12 protein-coding genes and 1 riboswitch are annotated in these 13,462 nt (G+C 41.1%); of the genes, 5 read left to right on the top strand and 7 right to left on the bottom strand.

Annotated features, from left to right (window positions below):
* Positions 1–88 precede the first annotated feature (88 nt).
* Positions 89–1,174 carry a CotH kinase family protein gene (locus JOD45_RS06410; RefSeq protein WP_205003132.1) on the bottom strand — a complete coding sequence of 362 codons (1,086 nt, stop codon included), beginning with the start codon at positions 1,172–1,174 and terminating at the stop codon, positions 89–91.
* Between the two features lie 143 nt (positions 1,175–1,317).
* Here JOD45_RS06410 and JOD45_RS06405 point away from each other — a divergent pair, with 143 nt between their 5' ends.
* A complete protein-coding gene (locus JOD45_RS06405) occupies positions 1,318–1,479 on the top strand; it encodes a Fur-regulated basic protein FbpA (RefSeq protein WP_205003047.1) in 162 nt (53 codons plus the stop codon).
* Between the two features lie 76 nt (positions 1,480–1,555).
* Here JOD45_RS06405 and JOD45_RS06400 read toward each other — a convergent pair whose 3' ends face one another.
* From JOD45_RS06400 to JOD45_RS06380, 5 genes are all read right to left on the bottom strand, one after another.
* A complete protein-coding gene (locus tag JOD45_RS06400) occupies positions 1,556–2,224 on the bottom strand; it encodes a hypothetical protein (RefSeq protein WP_205003046.1) in 669 nt (222 codons plus the stop codon).
* Between the two features lie 167 nt (positions 2,225–2,391).
* Positions 2,392–3,204: a CsxC family protein gene (locus tag JOD45_RS06395; RefSeq protein WP_205003045.1), complete on the bottom strand. Its 813-nt coding sequence runs from the start codon at positions 3,202–3,204 to the stop codon at positions 2,392–2,394.
* Between the two features lie 289 nt (positions 3,205–3,493).
* Positions 3,494–4,180: a thiaminase II gene (gene tenA / locus JOD45_RS06390; protein WP_205003044.1), complete on the bottom strand. Its 687-nt coding sequence runs from the start codon at positions 4,178–4,180 to the stop codon at positions 3,494–3,496.
* 121 nt (positions 4,181–4,301) lie between these two features.
* Positions 4,302–4,402, bottom strand: a riboswitch (TPP riboswitch).
* A 202-nt stretch (positions 4,403–4,604) separates the two neighbouring features.
* A complete protein-coding gene (locus tag JOD45_RS06385) occupies positions 4,605–4,919 on the bottom strand; it encodes a hypothetical protein (protein ID WP_205003043.1) in 315 nt (104 codons plus the stop codon).
* 75 nt (positions 4,920–4,994) lie between these two features.
* Positions 4,995–5,324: a hypothetical protein gene (locus JOD45_RS06380; RefSeq protein ID WP_205003042.1), complete on the bottom strand. Its 330-nt coding sequence runs from the start codon at positions 5,322–5,324 to the stop codon at positions 4,995–4,997.
* A 339-nt stretch (positions 5,325–5,663) separates the two neighbouring features.
* Between JOD45_RS06380 and JOD45_RS06375 the strand changes: the two genes are divergently transcribed.
* From JOD45_RS06375 to JOD45_RS06365, 3 genes are all read left to right on the top strand, one after another.
* Positions 5,664–6,479 (top strand): lipoate--protein ligase family protein, encoded by an 816-nt coding sequence (locus tag JOD45_RS06375; protein WP_205003041.1) that lies wholly within the window; start codon positions 5,664–5,666, stop codon positions 6,477–6,479.
* Between the two features lie 17 nt (positions 6,480–6,496).
* Positions 6,497–7,399 (top strand): lipoyl synthase, encoded by a 903-nt coding sequence (gene lipA / locus JOD45_RS06370; protein ID WP_205003040.1) that lies wholly within the window; start codon positions 6,497–6,499, stop codon positions 7,397–7,399.
* A 236-nt stretch (positions 7,400–7,635) separates the two neighbouring features.
* The gene (locus JOD45_RS06365; protein ID WP_205003039.1) at positions 7,636–7,821 is read left to right on the top strand and encodes a YjzC family protein; all 186 of its coding nucleotides are present in this window, start codon (positions 7,636–7,638) and stop codon (positions 7,819–7,821) included.
* A 49-nt stretch (positions 7,822–7,870) separates the two neighbouring features.
* On the opposite strand, the gene gltC is transcribed toward JOD45_RS06365, so the two are convergent.
* On the bottom strand, positions 7,871–8,785 hold the full coding sequence (gene gltC, locus JOD45_RS06360) for a glutamate biosynthesis transcriptional regulator GltC (protein ID WP_205003038.1): 915 nt from the start codon (positions 8,783–8,785) through the stop codon (positions 7,871–7,873).
* Positions 8,786–8,935: 150 nt separating this feature from the next.
* On the opposite strand from gltC, the gene gltB reads away from it, so the two are divergent.
* Positions 8,936–13,453: a glutamate synthase large subunit gene (gltB, locus tag JOD45_RS06355; RefSeq protein ID WP_205003131.1), complete on the top strand. Its 4,518-nt coding sequence runs from the start codon at positions 8,936–8,938 to the stop codon at positions 13,451–13,453.
* Positions 13,454–13,462: the final 9 nt, after the last annotated feature.

The raw sequence follows: 13,462 nt of genomic DNA, 5'->3' as shown, positions 1-13,462 counted from the left end.
GAAAGACTCCATTCAACAACATGGAGTCTTTTTTGATTGTTTTAAAGGAAATGATATTATATCGGCTTGTGAATATAGCCGGCCTTTTCTATTCCAAATCAGAAAGGTGTTTTTTCAAGTAAAGGTTTCGGTCTTTAATAAACGCTAAGATAAGCTTCGGTTCTTCATCAAAAATATCTATGTCTTTTTTTATATAAGGGTCTTTTAATACATAAGGGCGCAATAATTCATGCATAGACAAGATCTTTTCCTTTAAATAACCGACTGTAAATTGTTGATTAAGTATATTTTCAAGCAAACGGCGATAATGCTTTCGAAATGACGGCACATCTAATACACGGGCTGTTAAGGTGTTGTAGCCGGTGATCGGAATATAATCATAGTCCATTATTTTTCCATTAATATCGCGCCCCCAAGTGGCATCATAATCCCATGGAATAATCTCAAACAAACCATTGTCGTCCCGTCGATATAACGCATAATTATGGACAAAACCATCGAAATTTTGCGTGCAAATGACTCCGGAGAGCCAGCGCAAGTATTTATCAATGTCTATATGTTTAACAATCTCCTTTTCAAAATCACCGTTAGGAAGGGTATTGATTTTGTAAATCAAATCCTTTAGATGACGGTCATCTTCATCAGTCCCTTCTTTTCTGCTGTAACCGCAATCAAAAGCTTTTTTTACATCTTCATCGATAGGACTTATTAAAGAAAAATTAGCATCATCATCTTCGGCATAATAAATAGCGCCGCTCGGCAAGTTCCGGATCTTCAAAAATTGCCGGTCAACAGATTCCAACTGCAAATAAACGCCCTGATCTTTTCCGTTAATATTCAGCATGACATATCTTGATTTAGGAGATAAGATGCCGATGCTTGAAAAAAAGTCTAATGAAAGCTTATTTCTAAGCAGCGATTTATCCATATATTCGGCATTCAAATGAAGTTCTTTTACGCCAAAATCATTTCGCGGGAATTCTACCCGATATGATTTTTTTTTGAATTTGCGTATATGAGCGCCCCGGTATGCAATGTCTATGTTGTATTGGTCTTTGCCAATGATGAGCTTAGCCATTACTGGGTCGTCACACCAGATGTCGCTTCGCAATTCTTTTAAATCCAAAGGATGAATGAAGATTTGATAAAGAGGGATATCTCTTTGAATACTCATTTCATCTTTCCCTTTTCTTTTGATATTCATATTCATAACATATGAATGCAGCCGCTTGAATGGGATTTTTTTAACGATATTTTTGTTATTTTGGGGTTTAAGAACGTTTGAGATGGGGTATCAACTTGTTGGGAGGGGATGATATGAAGGAAAAATCCGCCAATTCCAACCAAAAAGATACTTATATTCAAAGGTTATTGAATGAAGGTATTTTTAAAATTAATGGTAAGCAGCTTTATGAATATACGATAGAACAACTGGAGTCTTTTTATAAACAAAGAAAAATGAAAGGTTCACATCGTTAATTTCTATATCAAATCGCTAAAAGAGCGTTCAATGCTGAACAGGTTTTCAGAACGCTCTTTTTTATACTTTGGCTGCCTATGTAATATCAACTAATTGCTGTTGAAAAATCAGAACTGATATGGTTACATTTAGCTGAAATTGAATGCCAGTGGTTTCGCCGTCGCTGCAAGTCTCTGTCGATACAATGCGGGTCCAATGATGCCGGTAAGTCAATGGAACCGACGGACCGTATATGATTTGTTCACGATTTTTATACTGTTTATCGCTGCTTTTAGATTCGAAAGTATATTCTCTAGATTGGTTTTGCGGGGAAAAATGCGGCGGATTAAGCAAGTGAACATGCGCGGCAGCTTGAAAAGGAACATAAGCCCTTTCGCTTAGGACGCTATCATGACCCTTTGGAACATATTCGATATCGGCTGATAATGTGCCTTTAGAAAAAAGGTGATTGGATTGTGCGGGCATGTCGCAGTGCAATTTTTCCAAACGCCAGCTTATATCGGTGATATGGTCGGCCAAATGTTTTAAAGAATGCGGCGTGTCTATATTTAATTGCAATTCAGGGTTGGCAATAAGAATAAATATTGAAGCGGCGGTTTCAGATAAATGGCTTGTGTTTAGCTTAAGGGGACATAATTTCAGGTTATCCGCATTCTCTGCTTCGCTTTCGCAATCATCCGTTTCAAGGTTAATTTTAGCAATTTTCATCGCGGGAAATTTAGAAAAAGGCTGCTCTTTATCCATAGGTCTCCCTCCATTCACGAGTCATTGCCAGCGTATGTAGTAGGGACTTATCCGGTGACTATTTTTAAGCGGGGCTGAAGAGTCTGGCGTCTAATCGAAAAGTCTAATCGAAAAAACTAAAACCTTGAAGATATTCTCCAAGGTTTTAGGCATTTTTTTATTTCCTGTTATTCGTCACAGTCGCCGCTGCTAGAGTTGCTTGATACCCTTATTTGCTGTTTTTGAAGAACTTTCAGGGTAAGTTCAACGACCATTTTTTCTTCGATTGATTTAAATGTTCCTTCTTCAAAAGGCGCTTCAATGTCTTCTCCGCATTCATTTGTAACACATCCCATTTTACGTCCGATAGCTTCATCTAATTCTACAAATCGGCTGGAAATCAATTCGCAAAACGTTGGTTCATTGAAAGTTTCTGTTGATACTTGGTTGAATTTGCAAAAATCTCCGGATAATAGTTTGTCGTCTTCACAGCCCCATGGCAAGCTAGAAGAAGTAAAATAATCGAATTCAGTGGTCGCTGTACCTGCATTGAACACAGGTCTATTAATAAATGTAATTGGTGTTACAGTAGAAAACGGCACATCGACGGTTAGAGATCGAATCTCAGAAGACAGACAATTGCGCGAACCCTTGCAAGGCGTCGTATATAGGATTGTTTTCCTTACGAAACCCCGGATAAACAGTCTATTGGTTGGCAATAACAGACGGCATTGGGTAACCTTCAAATTCTTTTTAATATCTTTGATTTCGAGAACGGGATCAGGAAAGTTAATGGTTGAATCCATATCAATGTGTACGGTAGTTTCTGCGAGAACAACAGGCACTTTAACATAAGGTGTTCCAGTTGTTATAGTAGGTGTAACTGGCGTGTTGGTAGTCTCTGAAAGGCTGGATGATAAATTTAATTCGACACAAGGGCGATGCGGATTTATATAAGGTGCAGGCGCATGGCTGTTATGAGAATGTTTACTTTTTGACATATTTAAAACTCCCTTCAACTGTTTATTACACTTTATGTCATCGGAAGGGGATAGGGTTGGACTAACATTCTCATAAAATAGCTGATTTTTTGATATATTATCCTAAAGCAAGGGAAATCACTGCTATAACCGGCCAAATAGAAAGCGGGCAAGTTCCTGCCTATTTTGTCGGCAAGAAACTATCCCCGCATCAAATAATTGCATTGAAAACGCCGGGCTGATCTCTTATAATGAAGCCTAAGTGTGCGAAATTTCAGCCTTATTCGTCATTTTATTGATTCTAGTCTATTTAGACAGTGACCAAATCGACCGGCCATTTTTCTAGTTTATAAGCCATATCCCAGAAACCATATTCTAATTGGCAGCTTTTAATAAAGTGGCTTTTCGCTTTCTGCTTCTCATCTTCGCTGGCATCAGCCGCCCAGCGATCGAGACGCTCGCATAACACTTCGGTTAATGATTCTCCTTCGATGTCTCTTCCATAGAAGGTTATCCAGTCATAGAAAGGATGGCTTTGGTCTGGATTAATCTCTTTGATTAATTTCTTGCCTATTTCCCAGTAGGTCCATGGACAAGGAAGAAGGGCAGCGATAATTTCCCCAAGCGAGCCTGTAGCGGCTGCAGACAACATATGGTTAATATAATGATTGGCAGTCGGCGCTAACGGTTCGTATTGCAGATCATCATAATGAACGCCGGCCGCTTGGCAAAAGTTATGATGAGGATGAATTTCACTGTTAAGTACGAAAGAGATTTGGCGATTAAATAGACTAATATCGTCGCGTGTATCGCATCTGCTAATCGCCAACCCATAGACTTTCATAAAGGCATTTAAGTACTCGAAGTCCTGCTTGACATAATGGATGAGCTGTTCTTTCTCTAGATGTCCTTTCGCAATGCCTTGAACAAAAGGATGATTAAATATTGCTTCAAAAATTGGATCGGCCTCTTTTCGCAATTCTACAGTAAAGGTCATTGATTTTCCTCCTTTATTTTTCAAGGAAGCCACGAAGGAAATACTCTAGACTGCAAAAAAACCGCCCCATGTTATGGAGCGGTCAACTGTATTTTTTAGATAAAGCCCATGCAAAATAAGCTATTAACCAACTCCACTTTCCTACGCTGGCATTAACCAGATCAGGTTCAAAGGGATCAAGGAAAACCTTATCTCAGCCTAATGGCACCCCTAGTGGACTTCCTATAAAATTCTTTTTTAGGTTAACTTAAGTATTCTAATATGTCAAATTATTTTTATTGCAATAGTCATATGAATCGATCACTTTGGACTAAAATATGTAACGGGCCGCCGCAATAAGAATCGGCATGTTTAAGCTTTTAGCTGCGCCGGAAAAAAATAAAGTCCCCTCTATTTAACCGCGGCTAAGAGGGGATTCAAAGATTTAAAAGGTTCTTACTGGTCTTATCCAAGGCTTGCTTGCTCTGGAATGATGATGGGCATCATCTTCCTCATCATGAGTTGAACGGTTTTTTCCTAAAAGTCTATTAAGTTTACCCAGCATATGATTAAATTCATCTTCGTTTAATGTACCATTTGCGTTCATCATGCAAGCCATAGCATAAGCTATTGCTGTTGTATCTACGATAACTGTAACGTCGACATCCGAGTTTCCGCTTTTAGTCACTAGTGCTTGATTTGTAGACTTATGATCTTCTTTTATCTCATCTAATTCATTTAACGGTTCATGAAAATTCATAGTGTGCCTCCTTTTTTAGTAGGTTCAGGATATTAGCCTAGGCTAATACCCTGAAAAAAAGTACGGTCTCTTCTCTTAAAAATCGAAGCCGGTGTGACGATGGCTTTTGCGGCCGCTGGTGCGTCTTTTGCCGCAAGTGCGCTTTTTGCCGCTTGTTCTTCGGCGATGTTTATGACTGCGTCTTTCGTGCTCTTCAACGTCTTCTGCCGCTGAAACGGCACGGTTATTGATGCGAATATCAACATAGGAGTTGCCGCTTTTTACGACTTTGGCCGTGTTGTTGTTTTTATCTTTTATGTCATTTTCGTTTAGATTTTCATTGTCAGTATCTACGTCTACCCAGATATTTTGCCTTTTATGATGACCGGAAGTGTGTTCATGTCCGCTTCCATGCTCAAAGCTCATTATTAATCCCCCTTGAAATTTGATATGTTATATATATATGGCGTATTTTCAATGACGTATAGGTTGATATATTCATATATTTACATTAAATTTTAATAGACTGGCGCACGCTGTTATTCGCACGCGCCATGTATATGCACATTCATTAAACCTATTTTTTCTCGTCAATTGAAATCCTGAGTGCTAAAGTATGGTTTACAACTTGAAGCCTTTGTTGTTATGATAATATGGAATTTAAATAGATGTTTAAAAAAGCCCGGTCATGCGACCGGTCTTGATTGAACATATCCTTAAGACAAAATTGGGAATTTTGTATTAGATAAAAAGGGATGAAATATCATGGAAAAATGGCTGTTTATTGATTCAGGAATCAATACGCCGGCATTTAATATGGCATTGGATGAAGCATTGCTGGATTGGCATAGCCAAGGACTTATTCCTCCGGCTGTTAGATTTTACGGATGGGATCCTCCGGGTTTTTCGGTTGGTTATTTTCAAAAGACTAAAGGGAAAATTGACTATGAAGCTGTCGAAAAACATGGATATGAATTAGTCAGAAGGCCGACTGGCGGACGGGCAGTGCTTCATGATAATGAATTGACGTATAGTGTCATTGTCAGTGAAAATCATGATATGATGCCTAAGTCTGTCTCTCAAGCTTATCGTGTGATATCTAAAGGCTTGCTTGAAGGCTATAAGAAACTTGGCATCAAAGCTGAATTTTCTATTCCTGAAGGCAAACTTGGCATGACAGGTTCAGCGGTTTGTTTTGATGAAGCTTCATGGTACGAATTGATTGTCGATGGAAAAAAAGCGGCTGGAAGCGCTCAAACCCGTCAAAAAGGAGTCATCCTCCAACACGGGTCAATCCCGATCAGTATGGATGTTGAAGCCCTTTTTGATTGCTTTATCTATCCTAGTGACCGCGTCAAACAGCGTGCATTGCAAAGCTTTATTAATAAAGCGGTATCAATCAATGACTGTGCTGGACGGAAGGTTAGTCTGGATGAAGTGAAGGAAGCTTTTTATGACGGCTTTAAAAAAGGTTTGGATATTGAATTTGAACCCTGCACTTTAAATAATGAGCAACTTGCAATAGTCCATGATATTGCTGAAAATAAGTATTTAAGCCAAAAATGGAACTATTCGCGATAACAAGGGAGTGTTATTGAATGGCCAAACAACAAGAACACCTTAGGAAACCTGAATGGTTAAAAATTAAGCTTAACACGAATAAAGAATACACCGGACTTAAAAAAATGATGCGCGAGAAACGATTACATACGGTCTGCGAAGAAGCAAAATGTCCAAATATTCATGAGTGCTGGGCTTCCCGCAAAACGGCGACTTTTATGATTTTGGGCGATGTTTGTACGCGCGGCTGCCGTTTTTGTGCCGTTAAAACAGGCATGCCGACAGAGCTTGATTGGCAAGAACCGGAAAGAGTAGCGGAGTCAGTAGAATTAATGGGACTTCGCCATGTCGTTGTCACAGCTGTTGCGAGAGATGATTTAAAAGACGGCGGTGCTGCGGTGTTTGCGGAAACAATTCGTGCTATTCGCCGCCGCGTGCCATTCTGTACAGTGGAAGTTCTTCCTTCTGATATGAAAGGCGATTATGAAAGCCTGCATACGCTTATGGATGCTAAGCCGGATATTTTTAACCATAATATTGAAACTGTCCGCCGCCTGACAAAACGGGTCCGGGCCAGGGCTACTTATGACCGTTCGCTGCAACTGTTAAAACGGGTAAAAGAAATCAGCCCGAATACGCCGACAAAATCGAGCATTATGGTTGGATTAGGCGAAGAAAAGGAAGAGATTATCCAAGCGATGGATGACCTTCTTGCCCATGATGTCGATATTATGACGATTGGCCAATATTTGCAGCCTACGAAAAAACATTTAGAAGTTGTGAGATATTACCATCCTGATGAATTTGCGGAACTTAAGGAAATTGCTCTTGAAAAAGGGTTTAGACACTGTGAAGCAGGGCCTCTTGTTCGGTCATCATACCATGCCGATGAACAGGTGAATGAGGCCGCGCGCAAAAGACAAATGCAAATGGAAGAATAGCCATCAAAAACCCGTGAATATATTTTCATGGGTTTTTAATTTTTAATGGAAATCCCATTAATATTCCGCCTTTTGGATTTTCACACATGTACGCTTTGAGAGTCCATGTGTGATTTTATTTTATATATTTTAATGTGGTTTATATCTTTTATTCGCATACACATTAAAAATTTTCATCGTTTAAATGATGTAATGAGCGTTTTTGGGAACATTAAAAAAGTGAAGGAGGTAAGAAAATGGGACAGCAAAATTATTTTCATCCTGGGGAAAAGGCGCCTAACCATGGGATTTATATGGAAATCGGCGAAACAGGCAGCATGGTGAAAGATCCGCAAGTTGTTGAATTAGCGGCAGGTGAACGTTTTCCAGAAAATAAAAACGAAAATCGAAAATGGATGAGAAGGCCTAAAAAGTCAAAATAGTGTTGTCTCATGAGACAACACTATTTTGATATCAATAGCGTAAGCTGCTCTAGAAGTCGCTTTGTTGTCCAAATCTGTACAGCCGGTCGTAAAAGTTCTTCGAAAACTGAAAGAACAGATGCTCTGAGGGAGCAAGCTCTCTATGTTTTGGAATCATTGCACCGACCGACCTTGTAATCTCAGGTTCAACTATAGGGACAGTGACCATGTCTGGAGTGTCGTAAGCCATAGCATGCTCGGGGATAATGGCAATGCCTAACCCTGCGGAAACTAACCCCTTAATAGTATCCATATCTTCTCCTTCAAAGGCTATTTCTGGTGTGAAGCCTGTCTGTTTGCAAGCCTTAATCACAATATCGCGCAGAGAGAAACCGCTGCGGAAAGTGACAAACCGCTCAGCCCGCAGGTCAATCAGCCTTAAGTGATTGTTATCGGCGAACTGATGGTTTTTAGGTAAAAGTGCGGACATTTTTTCAGTGAAAAAAACCTTTCCCTCTATATTTTCATGGTTTGTCGGAACAGGTGACGCCAGAGCAATATCAATATCTCCGCGCTCAATCAATTTAATTAAATAGTCCATCGTGCCTTGATGCAATTGGAAATTGATGTTTGGATGCTCAGAACGAAATTGCGTCATAACCATCGGCAAAGTGTGAATGGAGAGTGTTGTTGAAAAACCAAGGCGGATGGTCCCTTTATCAGGATTTAAGTACTCTTCGACTTTTTGTTTCGCATGTTCTAGTTCTACAATAATCTTTTCTGTATGTTCTAAGAACAGACGTCCGATTCGAGTAAGCCTTACACTTCTGTTTTCCCTCGTAAATAAATCAACGCCCAATTCTTTTTCTAATAAAGAAATTTGTCTGCTGACAGCAGATTGAGCGACATGGAGCGACTCAGCTGCTTGGCTCACATGTTCAAGTTTAGCAACTTCCTTAAAGTATATTAATTGTCTTAATTCCATGACCTTCAATTCCTATCAATCTCAATTTGAGATTATTATGTTCTTATATATATATTGTAAAGATTAATTGCCTTCATGTAAACTGAATATACCGAAATTTTCAGATAGACCGGTTTGTTAATGGAGAGGATGATGCAATTGAACGCACATATGAATATCAGCACAGCGGGGCTTTATCGCCCGGAATATGAGCATGACGCATGCGGGATCGGCTTTTATGCCGATATGAAGGACCGTGCCTCTCATGAGATCGTTTCAACCGCTTTAGACATGTTATGCAGGCTGGATCATCGGGCCGGACGAAGTGCGGATGGCGAAACCGGTGATGGTGCGGGGATTCTATTGCAAATCCCGCATGTTTTTTTCAAAGAAGCATGTTCATTTTCTTTGCCTGATCAAGGGGATTATGCAGTGGGGATGTTATTTTTGCCCCAAGATAAAGAAAAACAAGCACAAGTGCGGAAAGTATTGGAAAAGGAAACCGCTGCTCATCAATTAACCATTCTTGGCTGGCGGACAGTTCCAGTTAAACCTGAGAGCATCGGTGAACAGGCCAGGTCTATTCAGCCGTTGATTCAACAAGTTTTTATTCAAAAAGGGCCCAATCAGACAACATTAGCGTTTGAAAAGCGCTTGTATGTGATCAGAAGACGTCTGGAACGGCAGTTTTCTTCTGATCTTTATATCGCAAGCCTTTCAAGTCAAACGATTGTATATAAAGGTATGCTCACGCCCAAGCAAATAGCCGTTTTTTATAAGGATTTAAGTCATTCGCAATTTAAATCAAGTTTGGCGCTTGTTCATTCGCGTTTCAGCACAAACACATTTCCAAGCTGGGAAAGAGCTCATCCCAACCGCTATATTGTGCATAACGGTGAAATTAATACAATTAAAGGAAACGCCAATTGGTTTAAAGCGAGGGAAGAACAGCTGCTTGAAACATCTTTCAAAGATGACAAGGATGACTTAAAGCCTGTCATAAATGAAGAAGGCAGTGACTCCGCGATGTTTGATAATGTCCTGGAATTCCTGATATTGAGCGGGTATTCTCTTCCCGAAGCTGTCATGATGATGGTTCCTGAGCCGTGGGAGAAAGACTACGCTATGGATAAAGATAAGCGGGCTTTCTATGAATTTAACAGCCTTTTCATGGAAGCATGGGATGGACCGATGGCCTTAGCCTTTACAAACGGGCGGCAAATTGGCGCTGTTCTGGACCGCAACGGATTAAGACCGGGAAGATATTATGTCACTCATGATGACCGAATGATTTTCTCTTCTGAAGTTGGCGTTGTTGATGTTGAAGAAGCAAATATAAAAGAAAAATGCCACCTAATGCCTGGACAGATGCTGTTTATCGATTTAGATAAAGGGCGCATCGTTTCTGATTCTGAAATTAAAGAAGCGATTGCCAGAAAAGAACCGTACAGTGAACGGCTTAAGAAATCAGTCATTCACTTAAATGAGGCACCATCTATGATTCAAGCGCCTGAAGAAGAGGAACTTATTTTCCTTCAAAAAATCTATGGCTACCATTATGAAGAATTAATGAAAACGATAAAGCCAATGGCAGAAGAGGGGAAGGATCCCGCCGGTTCAATGGGGATTGATACACCTTTGGCTGTTCTTTCCAATAGGCCCCAACTATTATATTACTATTTTAAACAAACGTTTGCTCAAGTCACCAATCCGCCCATTGATTCGATCAGAGAGGATTGTGTGACTTCAACATTAACATGGTTAGGTTCAAGAGGAAAATGGAGCGGTGCCCAAGACCGATTCATACAATTAAAGCATCCTTTTCTAACGCCATCAATGTTCTATAATGTACAGCAGTTTTCTTCATCTCCGTGGACTTTGAATATATCTTTTTCTATTGAAAAGAGATTGGAAGATACGCTTGAAAAACTTTTTAAAGAAGCGGATCAAGCGATTGAAAACGGCAGTTCGCTGATTGTTCTCTCCGATCGCAGCGTCGATGAGAATAATGCGCCCGTTCCGGCCCTATTGGCTGTATCCGCCCTGCATCAGCATTTAATTAGAAAAGGAACGAGGACGCAAGTCAGTCTGATTATTGATTCGGGCGAGCCAAGGGATGTCCACCATATGGCTATGCTGTTAGGCTATGGTGCAGATGCTGTTCACCCTTATCTTGCTTATGAGAGCATTGCGGGATTAGTCAAGCAAGGGCATCTGGATCTTTCCATATCAGAAGCGATTGATCATTATATTGAAGCGCTTGTCAGCGGTGTTGTTAAGGTGATGTCCAAAATAGGCATCTCAACCATCCAAAGTTACCGGGGCGCGCAAACTTTTGAAGCTGTCGGTATCTCCAATGATGTCCTTGATCGATATTTTACGGGAACACATTCACAGATTGACGGCATAACGCTCGAAGAGATTGCGAAAGAAACACTTATTCGCCACCAAAAAGCTTGCCGAGATCGAATGTCCCATGACAAAACCTTAGATTCAGGCAGTGAACTGCAATGGCGAAAAGAAGGGGAATACCACCAATTTAATCCTCAAATGATTCATATTTTGCAGCGGGCGGCACGGGAAAATAATGAAACACTTTATCAGAAATTTACGGAATTGAAGGAACAAGAGCCTTTTTCTACCATTCGCAGCATGTTTAATATTAGCAGCGATCGGAAACCTGTGCCTATTGAAGAAGTAGAATCAACTGAAAGCATTATGCGGCGGTTTAAAACCGGGGCCATGTCATATGGTTCAATCAGCAAGGAAGCCCATGAAGCACTAGCTGTTGCTATGAATCGTATCGGCGGCAAAAGCAACAGCGGTGAAGGCGGAGAGGAAGCTGAAAGATTTTCCCGTGATAAGAACGGTGATTGGCGCCGAAGTGCTATTAAGCAAGTAGCTTCAGGACGCTTCGGGGTAACAAGCCATTACCTTTCTCAAGCCGAAGAAATTCAGATTAAGATGGCTCAAGGGGCTAAGCCGGGTGAAGGCGGTCAATTGCCGGGTCACAAGGTATATCCTTGGATAGCCGAAGTAAGAGGTTCGACGCCTGGGGTCGGATTAATATCGCCTCCGCCTCATCACGATATTTATTCGATTGAAGATTTGGCCCAATTAATTTACGACCTTAAGCGTGTGAATCCTTCGGCGAGAATCAGCGTTAAATTGGCGGCAAAAGCCGGTGTAGGAACAATCGCAGCCGGTGTGGCGAAAGGAATGGCCGATGTGATATTGATCAGCGGTCATGACGGCGGCACAGGCGCCTCTCCGAAAACAAGTCTAAAGCATGCGGGCATACCATGGGAAATTGGCTTAGCTGAAACGCATCAAACCTTAATGTTAAATGGGCTTCGCGATCGGGTTGTTTTAGAAACCGACGGCAAGCTAATGACCGGAAAGGACGTTGTTATAGCGGCATGCCTCGGTGCAGAAGAGTATGGTTTTTCAACAGCGCCTCTCGTTGTATTAGGATGTTTGATGATGAGGGCTTGCCATTTGGATACATGTCCGGTGGGCATTGCGACGCAAAACCCAAAGCTAAGGGAAAAATTTATGGGCAGCCCTGACCATATCGTTAATTATATGCGGTTTATTGCTGAGGACATTAGAAGGATCTTAGCCGCTTGCGGTTATCGTTCCCTTAAGGAAATTGTAGGCAAGAATCATTTGCTAAAGGTAAAAGAAAGTGTGGCAGAACATTGGAAAGCCCGGCATCTCGACCTTTCAAAACTGCTGTGCCAGCATCGTTCTGACAGGCCTACCTATTGTACGAAACAGCAGGATCACAAGTTTGAACAATCCTTTGATTTCCGGACACTCATCCCTGCATGTGAGCCTTTAATTAATCAGCATCGCCAAGGACAATTTGCTTTTAATATTAAAAATACCGATAGAACGGCAGGAACGACACTTGGACATTTATTGACGAAACGCTATGGTGAAAGCGGGATGCCTGAAGATTCATTGCTGCTTACATTAAGAGGGGCGGCCGGCCAAAGCTTTGGTTCATTTTTACCTAAAGGGATTTCAATGACCTTAATAGGAGACGCCAATGATTACGTTGGTAAAGGCTTATCAGGAGGCAAACTCATTGTCCGCCCGGCGGAACATGGCGCTGACGATCAGGCGATTATTGGAAACGTCGCATTTTACGGTGCAACATCAGGTTCTGCTTATATAAGAGGAAAGGCCGGGCAGCGGTTTTGTGTTCGCAACAGCGGCGTTCATGCGGTTGTAGAAGGCATTGGCGATCACGGCTGTGAATATATGACGGGCGGCTGCGTCGTTATTCTCGGTGATATAGGGAAGAACTTTGCTGCTGGTATGTCGGGGGGAACAGCATATATTTTATCTGATAACAGAGCCGGCCATCATATTAACTTTGACCTGGTAGATATACAAAGAATACAAGATGAAGATGAATCTATGAAAATTTTTACAATGATTCATCAGCATGCCCAATTAACCGGCAGTCCAAAAGCAAAACGAATCATAGACAATTGGCATCAAGCCAGATCATCATTCATAAAAGTCGTTCCTCGTGAATATCAAGATATGCAGAAACTGATTGGTTATTTTAAATCTCAAGGTCTGAGTGAACAAGACGCCAAATTAGAAGCCTTTAACTGGAAAAGGGACGGCAAGTCTTTAGATGATCAAATAGATACGGCTCGTGAACTGGTATAGGAGGGGTGT

It is taken from the genome of Scopulibacillus daqui (assembly GCF_016908855.1).
GTDB lineage: Bacteria > Bacillota > Bacilli > Bacillales > Sporolactobacillaceae > Scopulibacillus_A > Scopulibacillus_A daqui.
The sequence above is the reverse complement of the archived record's forward strand: the minus strand, read 5'-3'. Positions and strand labels throughout refer to the sequence as shown.